This window comes from Georgenia faecalis, assembly GCF_003710105.1.
GTDB lineage: Bacteria > Actinomycetota > Actinomycetes > Actinomycetales > Actinomycetaceae > Georgenia_A > Georgenia_A faecalis.
Window position 1 is genome coordinate 1,391,645 of the sequence record NZ_CP033325.1, and the last position, 16,283, is coordinate 1,407,927.

Genomic DNA, 16,283 nt, shown 5'->3' on the forward strand with positions numbered 1-16,283 from the left:
CAGACTCAGGGCTCGACCTCGAGGACCTTCGCCGCCACGTCGGACCGGAACGACCACGAGTCGGCGACAAGACGCCTAGCGATGTCGAGGAACGCACCCGCGTCGTCGGATCGCCCTGCTCGCACGAGGGCGTCGGCCCGCTGCAGGTGCTCGATGACGGACCGCAGTGACACGTCGGAGGCCCCGGTGTCGCGCTCCTCCCTCGTGATCATGCAGAAGTGCCGGCGGGGGCCGCGTCTCTGGCGTTAACGGGTGACATCACGGTGGTTATAGCGCTGCAATCTCACCCGTTGACGTCCCTCCGGGGCACATGAGCCCCCTCCGGGGCACATGAGCCGCCGCTGCGGCGCAGATCGGCCGCAGCGCCGCGTCCGCGTCGACAACCCGCCCAGCCGTCGGGGCTGTAGGAGTGCCGGCCCTGCGCCGTTACCCTTCCGGGGTGACGGTCCTCGCCTCGATCCCCAGCCCGCCCGAGTCCGTGTGGTACCTCGGGCCGCTGCCGATCCGTGCCTACGCCATCGCCATCGGCCTCGGCATCCTCGCGGCGTGGTGGATCCTCGACCGCCGCTACACCGCCAAGGGCGGTCCGCCCGACACCGCCATCGATGTCGCCGTCTGGATGGTGCCCTTCGGCATCATCGGCGGCCGGCTCTACCACGTCTTCTCCTCGCCGGACGCGTACTTCGGCCCCGACGGGAACCCGGCGCGCATCATCGAGATCTGGAACGGCGGGCTCGGGATCTGGGGCGCCATCCCGCTCGGCGGCCTCGGCGCGTGGATCGCGCTGCGCCGTCGGGGGCTGCGCCTCGCGCCGTTCGCGGACGCCCTCGCCCCGGGCCTGCTCGTCGCCCAGGGGATCGGCCGGCTCGGCAACTACTTCAACCAGGAGCTGTACGGCGCGCCGACGACCCTGCCCTGGGGCCTCGAGATCGACGACCGCTACCTGCGCCCCGGCTACGAGTCCGGCACGCTGTTCCACCCGACGTTCCTCTACGAGATGCTGTGGAACTTCGCCGCGGCCGCGTTCATCATCTGGGCGCAGCGGCGGTTCCAGCTCAAGCACGGGCGCGTCTTCTGGCTCTACGTCATGTCGTACACGCTCGGGCGGGTGTGGATCGAGTACCTGCGGATCGACGAGGCCGAGCTCGTCCTCGGGCTCCGGCTCAACGTGTGGACGTCGATCGTCGTGTTCCTCGTCGCGCTGACGTTCTTCGTCATCATCGGGCGGCGCACCCGCGGCGTCCCGGAGACGTTGTGGCTGCCGGGCCGTGAGCCGGCGGCCGACGACGCCGGCGACGACGACGACGGCGACGACGACGACGGCGAGGCCGGGGCCGGGACCGACGGCGCTTCCCGTGATCGCGACGAGGACGAGGACGCAACCGCCCGGCCGGCTGAGTCGGACGCCGTGGCCGAGCCGGACGCCGTCGCCGAGCGCGGCGCCACGGCCGCGTCGGACTCCGTGACCGAGCGCGGCGCCACGGCGGGCAAGGCCGACGACGACCGCCACTGACGATCGGCCCGTGTTTCGGCGGGGTCACCGGTCGATGACGGATGATCATTCGGTCCCGCAGGGGTCCCCGCCCGACCATGGCGCGACGGCCGGGACGGCGGTGCCTCCCTGGAGGCCGCAGCCCCGGCGTTTCGGCATGATCACTAGGAAACGGGCGCCCGCGCCAGCGTTTCTTCATGATCATGAGGGGGTGGGAGTGGGGCGAGACGGGGGCCGGGCGAGGGGTTAGCGCCGGGCCGACAGGTGGGCGCCAGTGTCCACAAAGTAAGACGCGCCTCCCCGCAAGGGCGGGAAGCGGCATCCACCGGGTCTAGGGGGCGTAAAGTTTCGGCGCACCGGGCCGACGGCGTCCCAACCAGAAGTACAAGGCAAATGCCGGTTCTCCGGCAGTGAGGACGGGTACCCGCCGATGGACACAGCGCAGACCCCCGCACCCCGCGCACCAGGACGGGTGGGCCTCTACGACCCCGCCCGCGAGCACGACGCCTGCGGCGTCGCGTTCGTCGCCACGCTGCGCGGCACTCCCGGCCGGGACATCGTCGACGCCGGTCTCACGGCGCTGGCCAACCTCGACCACCGCGGCGCCGTCGGCGCCGAGGAGAACACGGGCGACGGCGCCGGCATCCTCACGCAGGTCCCCGACGCCTTCCTCCGCGCCGTCGCCGGCGTGGAGCTCCCCGAGGCCGGTGCCTACGCCGTCGGCCTGGTCTTCCTGCCCGGCCGGAACGCCCCGGACGGCGCGCTGCCCAAGGCCGTCGACGGCGTCGAGCGCATCGCCCGCGAGGAGGGCCTCGACATCCTCGTGTGGCGCGACGTCCCCACGGACAGCTCGTTCATCGGCCCGATGGCCCGCGCGTCCATGCCCACCTTCCGCCAGATCTTCGTCGCCGACGCGGCCGGCACGCGCACGGGCCTCGAGCTCGACCGCCTCGCCTACCGCCTGCGCAAGCGCGCGGAGCACGAGCTCGAGCTGTACATGGCGTCGCTGTCGGCGCGCACCCTCGTCTACAAGGGCATGCTCACGACGACGCAGCTCCAGCCGTTCTTCCCCGACCTCTCGGACGAGCGGATGACGAGCGAGCTCGCGCTCGTGCACTCGCGCTTCTCGACGAACACCTTCCCGTCGTGGCCGCTCGCGCAGCCGTTCCGGCTCGTCGCGCACAACGGTGAGATCAACACGCTGCGCGGCAACCGCAACTGGATGGCCGCGCGCGAGGGCAACCTCAGCTCCGACCTCCTCGGCGACCTCGAGGCCCTCGCCCCCATCTGCACGCCGGGCGCCAGCGACTCCGCCGCGTTCGACGAGGTCCTCGAGCTGCTCCACCTGGGCGGCCGCTCGCTCCCGCACGCGGTGCTCATGATGATCCCCGAGGCGTGGGAGAACCACACCGAGATGAGCCCGGAGCGGCGGGCGTTCTACGGCTACCACGCGACGCTCATGGAGCCGTGGGACGGCCCGGCGGCGATGACCTTCACCGACGGCACCGTCATCGGCGCCGTCCTCGACCGCAACGGCCTGCGCCCCGGGCGCTGGTGGGTGACCGACGACGGCCTCGTGGTCCTCGCCTCCGAGTCCGGCGTCCTCGAGCTCGACCCCGCGACGATCACCCAGAAGGGGCGCCTGGAGCCGGGGAAGATGTTCCTCGTCGACACCGCCGCCGGTCGCATCGTCAGCGACGAGGAGATCAAGTCCGAGCTCGCCGCGGTGCACCCGTACGCGCAGTGGCTGGAGGAGAACCCCGTCCACCTCGAGGACCTGCCCGAGCGTGAGCACGTCGCGCACTCGCGCGCCTCGGTGGCCCGCCGGCAGCAGATGTTCGGCTACAGCCAGGAGGAGCTCAACCTCATCCTCGCGCCGATGGCCCGCAACGGGGCCGAGGCGCTGGGCTCGATGGGCACCGACACCCCGGTCGCCGTCCTGTCCAAGCGGCCGCGCCTGCTCTTCGACTACTTCAGCCAGCTCTTCGCCCAGGTGACCAACCCGCCGCTGGACGCGATCCGGGAGGAGCTCGTCACCTCGCTGGGCAGCGCGATCGGCCCCGAGCCGAACCTCCTGGCCGACGGCCCCGAGCACACCCACAAGCTCGTGGTGCCGTTCCCGGTCATTGACAACGACCAGCTCGCCAAGATCGTCAACATCGGCAAGGCCCGCCGGACCGGCAAGGGCTTCTCCTCCGTCGTCGTCTCCGGCCTGTACCGCGCCTCCGGCGGCGGCGCGGCCCTCGAGGAGCGCCTCGAGGAGATCTTCGCCGAGGTCGACGCCGCGGTGGACGCCGGCGCGAGCTTCATCGTCCTGTCCGACCGCAACGCCACCGCCGAGCTCGCGCCCATCCCGTCGCTGCTGCTCACCTCCGCGGTGCACCACCACACGCTGCGCCGGCGCACCCGCACGAAGATCAGCCTGCTCGTCGAGGCCGGGGACGTGCGCGAGGTGCACCACGTCGCGCTCCTCATCGGCTACGGCGCCGCCGCGGTCAACCCCTACCTCGCCATGGAGTCGGTCGAGGAGCTCGTCCACGTGGACGTCGTCGAGGGCGTCACCGAGGAGAAGGCGGTCGCCAACCTCATCAAGGCGCTCGGCAAGGGCGTGCTCAAGGTGATGAGCAAGATGGGCATCTCCACCGTCGCCTCCTACCGCGGCGCGCAGGTGTTCGAGGCGCTCGGCCTGTCCGAGGCGCTCGTCGAGAAGTACTTCACCGGTACCCCCAGCCCGCTCGGCGGCGTCGGCCTCGACGTCATCGCCGCGGAGGTGGCGGCCCGCCACGCCACCGCGTACCCGCCGTCGGGCATCGCCCCGGCGCACCGCACCCTGCGCATCGGCGGGGAGTACCAGTGGCGCCGCGAGGGCGAGGAGCACCTCTTCGACCCCGAGACGATCTTCCGGCTCCAGCACTCCACCCGGAACCGCAAGATGGACGTCTTCCGCGCCTACACCGACCGGGTCAACGCCCAGTCGGAGCGGCTCATGACCCTGCGCGGGCTGTTCCGGTTCAAGGACGGCGCGCGCGAGCCCATCCCGGTGGAAGAGGTCGAGCCGGTCTCCGAGATCGTCAAGCGGTTCTCCACCGGCGCGATGTCCTACGGGTCCATCTCCGCCGAGGCCCACGAGACCCTCGCCATCGCGATGAACATGCTCGGCGCGAAGTCGAACACCGGTGAGGGCGGCGAGGACACCGAGCGCCTCCACGACCCGCGCCGCCGCTCGGCGATCAAGCAGGTCGCCTCCGGGCGGTTCGGGGTGACCTCGGACTACCTCACCAACGCCGACGACATCCAGATCAAGATGGCGCAGGGCGCCAAGCCCGGCGAGGGCGGCCAGCTGCCCGGTCCCAAGGTGTACCCGTGGGTGGCCAAGACCCGGCACTCCACGCCCGGCGTCGGGCTCATCTCGCCCCCGCCGCACCACGACATCTACTCCATCGAGGACCTCGCCCAGCTCATCCACGACCTCAAGAACGCCAACCCGCAGGCGCGCATCCACGTCAAGCTGGTGAGCGAGATGGGGGTCGGCACGGTCGCGGCGGGCGTGTCCAAGGCGCACGCCGACGTCGTCCTCATCTCGGGGCACGACGGCGGCACGGGCGCCAGCCCGCTCACCTCGCTCAAGCACGCGGGCGGCCCCTGGGAGCTCGGCCTCGCCGAGACGCAGCAGACGCTCGTCCTCAATGACCTGCGCGACCGGATCGTCGTGCAGACCGACGGCCAGCTCAAGACCGGCCGCGACGTGCTCATCGCCGCCCTCCTGGGCGCCGAGGAGTTCGGCTTCGCGACGGCGCCGCTCGTCGTCTCCGGCTGCGTGATGATGCGGGTCTGCCACCTCGACACCTGCCCGGTGGGCGTGGCCACCCAGAACCCGGAGCTGCGCTCGCGCTTCTCCGGCAAGGCCGAGTACGTCGTCACCTTCTTCGAGTACATCGCCCAGGAGGTGCGCGAGCTGCTCGCCTCCCTGGGCCTGCGCTCCATCGAGGAGGCCGTCGGGCAGGTCGACCTGCTCGACACGCGCGCGGCCATCGAGCACTGGAAGGCGTCGGGCCTCGACCTCGCGCCGATCCTCGCCCAGGTCCCGCCGGCCCCCGGCTCCGCGCTGCACCAGGTGAAGAGCCAGGACCACGGCCTCGACAAGGCCCTGGACCAGTGGCTCATCGCCGAGGCCGCCGACGCGCTCGACGGCGGCCGCCCGGTGCGCATCGAGGGCCGGATCCGCAACGTCAACCGCACGGTCGGCACCATGCTCGGCCACGAGGTGACCAAGCGGTACGGGGCGGCCGGCCTGCCCGACGGGACGATCGACGTCACGCTCACCGGTTCCGCCGGGCAGTCCTTCGGGGCGATCCTGCCCGCCGGCATCACGCTGCGGCTCTTCGGGGACGCCAACGACTACGTCGGCAAGGGCCTCTCCGGCGGCCGCGTGGTGGTCCGCCCGGACACCCAGGCGCGGCTGACCGCGGCGGAGAACGTCATCGCCGGCAACGTCATCGCCTACGGCGCCACCGGCGGGGAGCTGTTCCTCGCCGGACGCGCGGGGGAGCGGTTCTGCGTGCGCAACTCCGGGGCCACCGCCGTCGTCGAGGGGGTGGGGGACCACGCCGCCGAGTACATGACCGGCGGGACCGTCGTCATCCTCGGCTCGACGGGGCGCAACCTCGGCGCGGGCATGTCCGGCGGCACCGCCTACGTCCTCGACCTCGACGCCGGCCGGGTCAACGGGCCGGCGCTCGCCCAGGGCGACCTCATCCTCGCCGCACTCGACGCCGAGGACCGCTCCATCGTCCTCGACCTCCTGCGCCGGCACCTCGAGCACACCGACTCCCAGCGGGCGGCGGAGCTGCTCGCCGACCCCGACTCCGCCCTGTCCCGCTTCACCAAGGTCCTCCCGCGGCAGTTCGCCGCGGTCAACGCCGCCCTCGCGAAGGCGGCGGAGGAGGGCCTCGACGCCGGTGCGCCGGACGTCTGGAACACGATCTTGGAGGCCTCCCATGGCTGACCCCCGCGGTTTTCTCACCTACCGGGAGCGCGAGCTCCCCGCCCGCCGCCCGGTGCCCGTGCGCCTGCTCGACTACCGCGAGGTGTACGAGCGGCGCTCGGAGGACGACGCAGCGCTCACCCGTCAGGCGACCCGCTGCATGGACTGCGGCGTGCCGTTCTGCCACAACGGGTGCCCGCTGGGGAACCTCATCCCGGAGTGGAACGACCTCACCCGCCGGGAGGACTGGGAGGGCGCCATCGAGCGCCTGCACGCGACGAACAACTTCCCGGACTTCACCGGGCGGCTGTGCCCCGCGCCGTGCGAGACGTCCTGCGTGCTGGGGATCAACCAGCCGCCGGTGACGATCAAGAACATCGAGCAGTCGATCATCGACCGCGCGTTCGAGCAGGGCCTCGTCGTCCCGCAGGTGCCGGACCGGCTCACCGGCAAGACGGTCGCCGTCATCGGCTCCGGGCCCGCGGGCCTCGCGGCCGCCCAGCAGCTCACCCGCGCCGGGCACACCGTCGCCGTCCACGAGCGGGCGGACAAGATCGGCGGCCTGCTGCGGTACGGCATCCCCGAGTTCAAGATGGAGAAGGAGCACCTCGACCGCCGCCTGGCGCAGATGGAGGCCGAGGGCACGCTGTTCCGCCCCTCGAGCGACATCGGCGGGCCGCGCGGCCTCAGCGGGGAGGACCTTCTCGAGCGGTACGACGCCGTCGTCCTCGCCATGGGCTCCACCATCCCGCGCGACCTGCCCGTCCCGGGCCGTGAGCTCGGTGGGATCCACCAGGCGATGGACTACCTGCCGCAGGCCACCCGCGTGGTCCACGGCGAGACCGTCCCCGGGCAGATCCTCGCCACGGACAAGGACGTCGTCATCATCGGCGGCGGCGACACCGGTGCGGACTGCCTCGGCACCGCCATGCGCCAGGGCGCCCGCTCCGTCACGCAGATCGAGATCATGCCGCGGCCCTCGGAGGAGCGTCCGGCCAGCCAGCCGTGGCCGACCTACCCGATGCTCTACCGGGTCTCCAGCGCCCACGAGGAGGGCGGCGAGCGCGTCTACGCGACGAGCACCGTCGAGTTCGTCTCCGACGGCTCGGCCGGCGACGGCAACGTCACCCACCTGCGCGTCACGGAGGTCGACATGAGCTCGGGCCGGCCGGTGCCGGTCGAGGGCACCGAGCGCCTCCTGCCCGCTCAGCTGGTCCTGCTCGCCATGGGCTTCGTCGGCGTGCCCCGTGAGGGCGTCGTCGAGCAGCTCGGGGTGGAGCTCGACGAGCGGGGCCGGATCGCCCGCGACGCCGAGTTCGCGACGTCGGTCCCCGGCGTCTTTGTCGCCGGCGATGCCGGCCGTGGGCAGTCGCTCATCGTGTGGGCGATCGCCGAGGGCCGGGCCGCCGCGGCCGCCGTCGACGCCTACCTCAGCGGCCGCACCGAGCTGCCTTCGCCGATCCTGCCTACCACCGTCTCGATCAGTCTCTGACACCGAACGTCCCGCGCAGCGGGTAACGCCCACCACGTAGAGTGTGAGACATGCGTAGAGCGAAGATTGTCTGCACGTTGGGTCCGGCGACTGAGTCGCCGGACATGGTCCAAGCCCTGGTCGACGCCGGTATGGACGTCGCCCGGATCAACCGGAGTCACGGGGATGTGGAGGCGCACGAGCGCGTCTACCACAACGTCCGCGCGGCCGCCCAGGCCTCCGGCCGGGCCGTGGCGGTGCTCGTCGACCTCCAGGGGCCGAAGATCCGTCTGGGCAACTTCACCGAGGGTCAGGTCGAGCTCCAGGAGGGGCAGACCTTCACGATCACCACCGAGGACGTTCCCGGCACTGCCGAGATCGCCTCCACCACCCACCAGGGCCTGCCCGGCGACTGCCAGCCCGGCGACCGCATCCTCATCGACGACGGCAAGGTCGCCGTGCGGGTCATCGAGGTCGAGGGCCGTCGCGTCGTCACCCGCGTCGAGGTCCCTGGACCGGTCTCCAACCACAAGGGCCTCAACCTGCCCGGCGTCGCGGTGAGCGTTCCCGCCCTGTCGGACAAGGACAAGGAGGACCTGCGCTGGGCGCTGCGCGTCGGGGCCGACGTCATCGCCCTGTCCTTCGTGCGCAACGCCGCCGACGTCGACGACGTCCACGCGATCATGGCTGAGGAGGGGCGCAAGATCCCCGTCATCGCCAAGATCGAGAAGCCGCAGGCCGTGGAGAACCTCGTCGAGATCGTCGCGGCGTTCGACGGCATCATGGTCGCCCGCGGTGACCTCGGCGTCGAGCTGCCGCTCGAGCAGGTGCCGCTGGTCCAGAAGCGCGCCGTCGAGCTCGCCCGCCGCAACGCCAAGCCCGTCATCGTCGCCACGCAGGTGCTCGAGTCGATGATCACCAACCCGCGGCCCACCCGCGCCGAGGTCTCCGACTGCGCCAACGCCATCCTCGACGGCGCCGACGCCGTCATGCTCTCCGGCGAGACCAGCGTGGGCAAGTTCCCCATCGAGTGCGTGCGCACCATGGCGCGCATCGTGGAGACCACCGAGGAGCAGGGCCGGGAGCGCATCGCGCCGCTCGGCTCGAGCCCCCACACCTCCGGTGGCGTCATCACCCGGGCCGCGGCCGAGATCGCCGAGACGCTCGGCGTGAAGTTCCTCGTCACCTTCACGCAGTCCGGTGACTCGGCGCGCCGCATGTCCCGGCTGCGCTCGTCCATCCCGCTGCTCGCGTTCACCCCGCTCACCGAGACCCGCAACACGCTTGCGCTGAGCTGGGGCGTGCAGACCTACCAGGTGCCCGAGGTCCAGCACACCGACCACATGGTCGCCCAGGTGGACCACCTGCTCAAGGAGTCCGGGCTCGCCGAGGACGGCGACCGCGTCGTCCTCGTCGCCGGCATGCCCCCGGGCCGCGTGGGATCGACGAACTCCATCCAGGTCCACACCCTGGGCACGCTCCCGCCGACCAACTAGCGCCCGTCGGCGCGCCCGCTCCCCGGGGGCGCCGCGCCACCGCTCGACGCTGGAGGGCCCCGCCGGATCAGTCCGGCGGGGCCTTCGTCGTGCGGTGCTCCTGCGGGCTGACGCCGCGGTGGCGCTTGAAGGCGGCGCTGAGCGCGAACGGCGTGGAGTAGCCGACCTGGCGCGCGACCGCGGCGAGGGTCGCGTCGGGGTCGAGCAGGAGGTCCGCCGCCAGGTTGAGGCGCCAGGTGGTGAGGAAGGACATCGGCGGCTCGCCGACGAGCTCGGTGAACCGGCGCGCGAGCGTGGCCCGGGAGACGCCGGTGGCTGCGGCGAGGTGGGCGACCGTCCAGGGACGGGCGGGGCTGTCCTGCAGGAGCCGCAGGGCGTGGCCGACGACGGGGTCGGCCGTGGCGCCGTACCACCCGGGCCGCTGGGCGCCCGGCCCGTCGAACCACGCCCGCAGGGCGGCGACGAGCAGGAGGTCGAGGAGACGGTCGAGCACCGCCTCCTGGCCAGGGCGGTCGTGGATGCTCTCCCGTGCGATGAGCGCGACGAGCGGCTCGTCCCACTCCTCGCCGCGCAGGGTGAGGACGGGCGGCAGCGCACCGAGCAGGTGCCGGCCCACCTCGTGGGGGCGCTGGTACGTCCCGGTCACCATCACCGTTGCGCCGTCGGCGGCGTTGCCCCAGGTGCGGACGCCGAGGCCGGCGATGTCGACGAGGGCGGTGCCGTCGACGCTCGTGCAGCGCTGGCCCGGGTGGATGACCGCCTGCGGGGCCGTGGCGGGGTCGTCCGCGAGCGTGTACCCGTCCGGGCCCTGGAGGACGACGACGTCGCCCGGGCCGAGGTGGACCGGCGCGGCGGAGTCGGGGAGCACGTGCGCGTGGCCGCGGACCATGGTGACGACGGTGAGCGGGGCGCGGTCCTCGACCCGCAGCGACCACGGCGGGTCCATGACGGAGCGCAGCACGAAGGCGCCGCGCGCCCGCGGGCCGTCGACGAGGGCGACGACGGGGTCCATGCGCGCCAGGGTAGACGGCGCGGGTCGGCGCGAGACAGGGGCGTGCGGCTGGGCGCCGACGTCCTCGCGGAATCATGACCGTGCGACCGGCACAGGGCTCTCCGGCCCTGTCGCGCTGCCGCCGGAGGAATGCGGGGCGACGCTCGCGTATGCGCACGAGCGGGAAAACGATGGACCGGTTCCCCCGGCCCGGAGTTGCATGGGTACATGACCACACACACGCAGGAGAAGACCACGCTCGTCCTCGGCGGCACCGGCAAGACCGGACGCCGGGTGCGCACCCGCCTCGACGCCCTGGGTGTGCGCACCCGGATCGGCTCGCGCGCCGGCGACCCACCGTTCGACTGGGAGGACCCCTCCACCTGGCCCGCCGTGCTCGACGGCATCGGCGCGGCCTACCTCTGCTACGTCCCCGACCTGGCGGTCCCCGGCGCGGGGGAGACGGTCGGGGCGCTCGCCGACGCCGCCGTCGTGGCGGGAGTGCGGCGCCTCGTGCTGCTCTCCGGCCGCGGCGAGCCCGCCGCCCAGGAGGCCGAGGATCGGGTGCGGGCGGCGGCCGCCGGGTCGCCCACCACGGTGACCGTCGTAAGGGCGAGCTGGTTCGCGCAGAACTTCAGCGAGAGCTTCCTCCTCGACGGCGTCCTCCGCGGCGAGGTCGCGCTGCCGGTCGGCGCCGTCGGTGAGCCGTTCATCGACGCCGAGGACATCGCCGACGTCGTCACCACGGCGCTCACCGAGGACCGGCACGACGGGGCGCTGTACGAGGTGACCGGGCCGCGACTGCTCACCTTCGCCGAGGCGGCGGAGGAAGTCGGGCGGGCCATCGGCCGCCCGGTGCGCTACCGGACCGTGACGGTGGACGAGTACGCGAGGGCGATGGCCGAGCAGGGGATCGACGAGGGCACCGTCGACTTCATGACCTACCTGTTCACCGAGGTCCTCGACGGGCACAACGCCTCGGTCACCGACGGTGTCCGGCGCGCCGTCGGGCACCCGGCGCGGGACTTCGCCGACTACGCCCGCCGGACGGCGGCGGAGGGCGCCTGGTCCGCGGCCTACGACGAGGCGCGGCGATGAGCGGCCTGGCCGAGACCGCCGGCGTCGCCGTCACCGCCGTGGGCTGCGGCGCGGTGGGCGGGATCTTCTTCGCGTTCGACACCGTCGTCATGCCCGCGCTGGCTCGCCTTCCCGGGACGGGTGGGGCGGACACCATGCGGGCGATCAACGTGGCGGCGGTGAGGCCCGGACTCATGACGGCGATGTTCGGGACCGCGGCGCTCTCCGTGGGCGTCCTCGTCCTCGCTGCCCGCTCCGACGACGGCGTCCGGGCCGCGCTGCTCGCCGGCGGTGCCGGGGCCTACCTCGTGGGCGTCATCGGGACGACGGTCGTGCGGAACGTGCCCCTCAACGACGCGCTGGCGGCGGACCGGACCGGGGAGGTCTGGCCCCGGTACCTGCGGTCGTGGGGCCGGGCCAACCGGGTCCGGACGGCCAGCGGGCTGCTCGCCGCGGGCGCGCTGGCGGCCGCCGTCGGGCGCGGGTGATCCCGACGGGCACCACCGGTGCCGCCCGCACAGCCCTTTCCGTCCGGCCGATGACGGCGGAGGACTGGCCCGCTGCCGAGCGGATCTTCCGGGAAGGGATCGCCACCGGCGACGCCACGTTCGAGGTCACCGCTCCCACCTGGGAGGCGTTCGACGCGGGGAGGCTGCCCGGTCAGCGGCACGTTGCGGTCGACGCGGACGGGACCGTCCTCGGTTGGGTGGCCGCCTCACCCACCTCGGCGCGGGAGGTGTACTGGGGCGTCGTCGAGCACTCGGTGTACGTGGCGCGCTCCGCGCGGGGTCGCGGCGTCGGGCACACGCTCCTCGACGCCCTCATCGCGTCGACGGAGGCCGCGGGCATCTGGACGATCGAGGCCGGGGTGTTTCCCGAGAACGTGGCGTCCCTCGCGCTGCACGCCGCGCACGGGTTCCGCCGGATCGGCACCCGGGAACGGGTCGGGCTCATGAGTCACGGCCCGTGGGCGGGGCGGTGGCGGGACACCGTCCTCATCGAGCGCCGTAGCGCGGTCGCCGGGCGGTGAGGGAGCTACCGCGCCGGCCACTGCCAGCGCGGCGCGTCGAGGAGGCCCTGGTCGGCGATGGTGGTGACGCCGCCCGACTTCACGAGCTCGATGAGGCGCGCGTCGGCGGCCTTGAGGGACCGGATGAGGTCGGGGGAGTGGGTGACGACGACGACCTGTGAGCGTTCGGCGGCGCCCGCGATGAGCGCGCCCAGCGCCGGCATGAGGCTGGGGCGCAGGCTCGACTCCGGCTCGTTGAGGACGAGCAGCCCGGGCGGCCGGGAGGAGAGCAACGCGGCGGCGAGGAGGAGGAACCGGAGGGTCCCGTCCGAGAGCTCGGGGGCGGTGAGCGGGCGCAGGACGCCGGGCTGGGCGAGGCGGATCCGGCAGGTGCCGTCGTCGTCCTCGACGAGAGTGAGCCTCGAGCCCTCGAAGGCGTCGCCGATGGCGGTGTGCAGCGCGACGGGGTCCCCGAGCCGCTCGATGGTGAGCAGGGCGCCGGCGAGGTCGTCCCCGCTCGCCGCCAGGACAGGGGTGTACGTGGCCAGGCCCGGGCGGCGGACGGGGGCGTCGACGTCGGTACGGAAGTGGTCGTAGAAGCGCCACCGGCTGGCCTGCTCGCGGACGGCGAAGAGCTCCGGCGTCTCCGTCGGGTCGGCGAGGGCGGACATGAGGGACTCGTGGATGCCGAGGGTCCACTTCGCGGTCTGCCACTCCCCGCCGGCGTCGCGCGCGCGGACGCGGGGGCCGCGGCGGTCGGCCAGGAGGCTGCCGGCGCGGAGCACCTCGCCGGCCCACACCGCCTCCGTCTTGATCTCCGGGTCCCGCGGGAAGCCGACCGGCGGGTTGCTCGGCTGGGGGAGACCGAGGTCGATCGCGTAGGAGTAGTCGTCGCTGGCGAACCCCATGCGTAGGGTCACCGGGCCCTTGTCCCGCGGGCCGGCGTGGAGCGCCGAACGCATGCCGCCCTCGCGCGCGAGGGTGGAGATGGCGCCATCCCGCGTAAAGCCCGCGAGCAGGCGCAGGGCCCGGTAGAAGCTCGTCTTCCCGCTGCCGTTGGCACCCGTGACGACGTTGAGCGGGCCCAACGTCGTGGCGACGTCCTTGAGTGAGCGGTAGTTCTCGACGGCGACGGTGGTGATCATCACCTCACCCTAGGAGGCCGCGCTGACACCGCGGGGCGATCACTTCGGGAGCCGGTCCCGCGCGAGGAGAGGGGGCTCGTCACCGCGGCTGTTGCTCGAAGTACTCGCGCTGGGCCGGGAAGTAGTCGTCCCAGCTGGGAAGTGGCGTACCGGTGACCGACGCGACGAGCTGGTCGAGGTAGTACTCCCAGCCGGGGCCGATGTCGCCGACCGTCGCCGGGTCGATGTGGTGCATGACGAACCGGAGCTCGCAGCGGTCTCCGGTGCCGGACAGGTCGAACGAGAGGTCCCAGGAGACGTCCTCCGACGTCGAGAGGACACGGAGCCGGTGCGGCGGCTCGCACTGGGTGATGGTGACGTCCACCCACGGCGAGTCGTCCTCGAACCCCATCTGGACCCTGACGGTGGCGCCGCGGGCGCCGGTGCCTTCCCACCGGCCGTACCACCGCGCGGTGCGGTCCGGTTCGGTGATGCTGGCCCAAGCGTCCTGGACCGATCCCGGCAGCGTGCGGGTGAGGACGAGGTCGTGGCCGTCGGTGCTCGGGACGAGTCGTCCGGTCGGGTCTGGCGTGCTCATGCTGACTCCTTCTTCCGGGTGGCGGGCGTGGGAGCGCGCTCGGCGGCGCGTCGCTCGCGTCGGGTCCGGGCGACCTCAGTGGCCAGGGCGTCGAGCTGGTGCGGCACGGCGGGGCTCAGCAGCCGGGTGAGGTAGGTGGCGACCTCTGCCAGGGGTTCGGTGCGGAGCGCGTAGATCCGTTGGCGGCCGACGACGGTCGCCTCGACCACGTGGCACTCCATGAGCACCCGCAGGTGCTTGCTCACGGCTGGCCGGCTGATCGCGAAGTGCTCCGCGATCGACCCCGCCGACAGCGGTGTGGCGTGCAGGAGCTCAAGGATCTCCCGCCGTACCGGGTCGGCGATCGCTCGGGCTCCGTCCATGGCGAAAGCGTAACCGGACGGTTACGCGTCGTCTAGGGCGAGGGCTCACTACTGACCTACTGCGCTCGTCGTCGCGTGCCCGCTCAGCCTCGAGCGCGGCGTCCGGCACGCAGCGCAAACGCGTCCATCGCCTCGATGACGGCCGGCGCCTGCCAGATGCGGTCACGGCGGGCGAGGGAGGCGAGGGAGATGACGCCCGCCTCGGTCAACTGGTCGAGGCCGTTGCGCGCGGCCCTGGTGCTGACCGACAGCTCCTGTGCGGCGCGCTCGGCGTTGATGACCGGCTGGCGCATGAGGACGTCGATGAGCGGCCACGCGGCCGAGTCGCTGCGGGCTCGCAGCCGGGTGCGGGCGTCCTCGCGTGCAGCGGTGATGTCCGCCGCCAGCTGCCGCCCGTTGGTCACCGCAGCCAGGGCCGCCTCGCACGCCTGCCGGACGATCGGGTCGGGCTCGCCGTCCCGGTAGGCGGTGAGCGCGTCGAAGTAGCTGCGGGTGTCCCGCAGGAGGCCGGAGGAGACCGGCACGGTGGAGTGGCGGGTGAGCCCCCGGCCGCGCAGGAGCGTGTGCATGATCGCCCGCCCGGTGCGCCCGTTGCCGTCGACGAACGGGTGGATGGTCTCGAACTGGGCGTGCACGAGCACAGCCTGGGTCAGGGCGGGGATGTCGTCGCGGTCGGAGAAGGCCACAAGGTCGTCGATGAGGGCGGGGACACGGTCGGCGTGCGGGGGGATGAACTCGGCGCCGTGGGGGGAGTGGTCCGCCCCGCCGATCCAGACCTGGTCGGTACGGAAGGCTCCGACGATGGTGGGGTCGCTGTGTCCGAGGAGGGCTTCGTGGGCGGCGATGATGGTGCCCGCGGTGATCCGGGGGCCCGCGTCGATCGCCGCCTGCATGGCGCGCACGTTGGCGACGATGAGTTCGGCGTTCTGCTTGGAGGTCAGGTCGAGCTCGGCGAGGGCGATGTTGCGGGCGTTGGAGGTCAGCTTCTCGATCCGGGAGCTGGAGGTGGACTCGCTGCGCAGCAGGACGGCGGGCATGGGGACCGGCAGGGCCGACATCTCGGCGTCGAAGCGGACGATCTCGGCGCTTGCCTCAGCCTCGGCCGCGACGGTGTCGGGCGCGAGCCGCACGGGCAGGTCGGCGATGAGCGGCGGCACGCTGGCGGCATAGGGGCGCTCGACCCGGCGGCGCTCCCACACGGTGAGGTGGCCGGGGTCGAGGGTGGAGGCCCACTCGCGCGGCTCGGTCGCCACCGCCGGCCAGGACGTCGCCATAGCCTTCCCCTCCTCGTCACGTTACGGAAGGCTAACGGTAGAGCCTTCCGTAGTGGCACACCTTGCGGAAGGCTCGCCGCTGTCACGCACAGCTCGGATTCGTCGTGACGAACTGGTGGAAGGAACTGGCAGTCTGGGTGAATGTGTGTGGTGCCCCCGCCGTCGTAACCTCGTCCCACGACGCGGCGGCGGAGTGAACGGGGTGAACCGAGGAGTGTGCACAGACGGCGCGCGGCACAACGACGAATCAGCGGAGATGATGCGGCTGGTTGATGAAGCGGGAGACATGAAGACGCCGATCAGTCGGCTCCGCCATCTCGCGGATACCGTGTCGAACACCCGCACCTTCCGCGAGCGAGCCGATCCGGGCTGACGCGCTCCGCGCGGCGGTATCGCCGGTCCCGC

13 protein-coding genes are annotated in these 16,283 nt (G+C 72.7%); 7 read left to right on the forward strand and 6 right to left on the reverse strand.

Translation table 11 applies throughout. From position 1 onward, the window contains the following. Nucleotides 1–5: 5 nt before the first annotated feature. Nucleotides 6–212 carry a hypothetical protein gene (locus EBO36_RS05990; protein WP_122823806.1) on the reverse strand — a complete coding sequence of 69 codons (207 nt, stop codon included), beginning with the start codon at nt 210–212 and terminating at the stop codon, nt 6–8. 227 nt (nt 213–439) lie between these two features. Between EBO36_RS05990 and lgt the strand changes: the two genes are divergently transcribed. The 4 genes from lgt to pyk all read left to right on the forward strand — a co-directional run bounded on the left by lgt (nt 440) and on the right by pyk (nt 9,443). After that, nucleotides 440–1,513 carry a prolipoprotein diacylglyceryl transferase gene (gene lgt / locus EBO36_RS05995; protein WP_122823807.1) on the forward strand — a complete coding sequence of 358 codons (1,074 nt, stop codon included), beginning with the start codon at nt 440–442 and terminating at the stop codon, nt 1,511–1,513. A gap of 409 nt (nt 1,514–1,922) precedes the next feature. After that, nucleotides 1,923–6,497, forward strand: coding sequence for a glutamate synthase large subunit (gltB, locus tag EBO36_RS06000; RefSeq protein WP_122823808.1), 4,575 nt, complete (start codon nt 1,923–1,925; stop codon nt 6,495–6,497). Beyond that, nucleotides 6,490–7,968 carry a glutamate synthase subunit beta gene (locus tag EBO36_RS06005; protein ID WP_122823809.1) on the forward strand — a complete coding sequence of 493 codons (1,479 nt, stop codon included), beginning with the start codon at nt 6,490–6,492 and terminating at the stop codon, nt 7,966–7,968. The genes gltB and EBO36_RS06005 overlap by 8 nt, the downstream gene beginning before the upstream one ends. A gap of 50 nt (nt 7,969–8,018) precedes the next feature. Further along, nucleotides 8,019–9,443, forward strand: a complete 1,425-nt coding sequence (pyk, locus tag EBO36_RS06010) for a pyruvate kinase (protein ID WP_122823810.1) — start codon at nt 8,019–8,021, stop codon at nt 9,441–9,443. Between the two features lie 67 nt (nt 9,444–9,510). On the opposite strand, the gene EBO36_RS06015 is transcribed toward pyk, so the two are convergent. Next, nucleotides 9,511–10,455: an AraC family transcriptional regulator gene (locus tag EBO36_RS06015; RefSeq protein ID WP_122823811.1), complete on the reverse strand. Its 945-nt coding sequence runs from the start codon at nt 10,453–10,455 to the stop codon at nt 9,511–9,513. A gap of 207 nt (nt 10,456–10,662) precedes the next feature. On the opposite strand from EBO36_RS06015, the gene EBO36_RS06020 reads away from it, so the two are divergent. The 3 genes from EBO36_RS06020 to EBO36_RS06030 are packed head-to-tail and all read left to right on the forward strand — an operon-like array spanning nt 10,663 to nt 12,541. After that, entirely contained in the window at nt 10,663–11,532 is an 870-nt protein-coding gene (locus EBO36_RS06020; RefSeq protein WP_122823812.1) for a Rossmann-fold NAD(P)-binding domain-containing protein, read from the forward strand. Beyond that, nucleotides 11,529–11,999 carry an anthrone oxygenase family protein gene (locus tag EBO36_RS06025; RefSeq protein WP_122823813.1) on the forward strand — a complete coding sequence of 157 codons (471 nt, stop codon included), beginning with the start codon at nt 11,529–11,531 and terminating at the stop codon, nt 11,997–11,999. Before EBO36_RS06020 ends, EBO36_RS06025 begins: the two co-directional genes overlap by 4 nt. Before the next feature lie 50 nt (nt 12,000–12,049). Next, nucleotides 12,050–12,541: a GNAT family N-acetyltransferase gene (locus EBO36_RS06030; RefSeq protein ID WP_122823814.1), complete on the forward strand. Its 492-nt coding sequence runs from the start codon at nt 12,050–12,052 to the stop codon at nt 12,539–12,541. Between the two features lie 5 nt (nt 12,542–12,546). Here the strand turns inward: EBO36_RS06030 and EBO36_RS06035 are convergent, their stop codons facing one another. The 4 genes from EBO36_RS06035 to EBO36_RS06050 all read right to left on the reverse strand — a co-directional run bounded on the left by EBO36_RS06035 (nt 12,547) and on the right by EBO36_RS06050 (nt 15,878). Beyond that, nucleotides 12,547–13,665: an AAA family ATPase gene (locus tag EBO36_RS06035; RefSeq protein ID WP_122823815.1), complete on the reverse strand. Its 1,119-nt coding sequence runs from the start codon at nt 13,663–13,665 to the stop codon at nt 12,547–12,549. Nucleotides 13,666–13,744: 79 nt separating this feature from the next. Beyond that, nucleotides 13,745–14,242: an SRPBCC family protein gene (locus tag EBO36_RS06040; RefSeq protein ID WP_122823816.1), complete on the reverse strand. Its 498-nt coding sequence runs from the start codon at nt 14,240–14,242 to the stop codon at nt 13,745–13,747. Then, entirely contained in the window at nt 14,239–14,604 is a 366-nt protein-coding gene (locus tag EBO36_RS06045; protein WP_122823817.1) for an ArsR/SmtB family transcription factor, read from the reverse strand. Before EBO36_RS06045 ends, EBO36_RS06040 begins: the two co-directional genes overlap by 4 nt. Nucleotides 14,605–14,687: 83 nt before the next feature. Next, a complete protein-coding gene (locus EBO36_RS06050; protein WP_122823818.1) occupies nt 14,688–15,878 on the reverse strand; it encodes a Fic family protein in 1,191 nt (396 codons plus the stop codon). Nucleotides 15,879–16,283 lie beyond the last annotated feature (405 nt).

Excerpts from the sequence above, each read along its gene's own strand:
- EBO36_RS05990 (WP_122823806.1), bottom strand. The coding sequence starts at position 212 with ATGATCACGAGGGAGGAGCGCGACACCGGGGCCTCCGACGTGTCACTG.
- gltB (WP_122823808.1), top strand. The coding sequence starts at position 1,923 with ATGGACACAGCGCAGACCCCCGCACCCCGCGCACCAGGACGGGTGGGC.
- EBO36_RS06005 (WP_122823809.1), top strand. The coding sequence starts at position 6,490 with ATGGCTGACCCCCGCGGTTTTCTCACCTACCGGGAGCGCGAGCTCCCC.
- pyk (WP_122823810.1), top strand. The coding sequence starts at position 8,019 with ATGCGTAGAGCGAAGATTGTCTGCACGTTGGGTCCGGCGACTGAGTCG.
- EBO36_RS06015 (WP_122823811.1), bottom strand. The coding sequence starts at position 10,455 with ATGGACCCCGTCGTCGCCCTCGTCGACGGCCCGCGGGCGCGCGGCGCC.
- EBO36_RS06020 (WP_122823812.1), top strand. The coding sequence starts at position 10,663 with ATGACCACACACACGCAGGAGAAGACCACGCTCGTCCTCGGCGGCACC.
- EBO36_RS06025 (WP_122823813.1), top strand. The coding sequence starts at position 11,529 with ATGAGCGGCCTGGCCGAGACCGCCGGCGTCGCCGTCACCGCCGTGGGC.
- EBO36_RS06030 (WP_122823814.1), top strand. The coding sequence starts at position 12,050 with ATGACGGCGGAGGACTGGCCCGCTGCCGAGCGGATCTTCCGGGAAGGG.
- EBO36_RS06035 (WP_122823815.1), bottom strand. The coding sequence starts at position 13,665 with ATGATCACCACCGTCGCCGTCGAGAACTACCGCTCACTCAAGGACGTC.
- EBO36_RS06040 (WP_122823816.1), bottom strand. The coding sequence starts at position 14,242 with ATGAGCACGCCAGACCCGACCGGACGACTCGTCCCGAGCACCGACGGC.
- EBO36_RS06045 (WP_122823817.1), bottom strand. The coding sequence starts at position 14,604 with ATGGACGGAGCCCGAGCGATCGCCGACCCGGTACGGCGGGAGATCCTT.
- EBO36_RS06050 (WP_122823818.1), bottom strand. The coding sequence starts at position 15,878 with ATGGCGACGTCCTGGCCGGCGGTGGCGACCGAGCCGCGCGAGTGGGCC.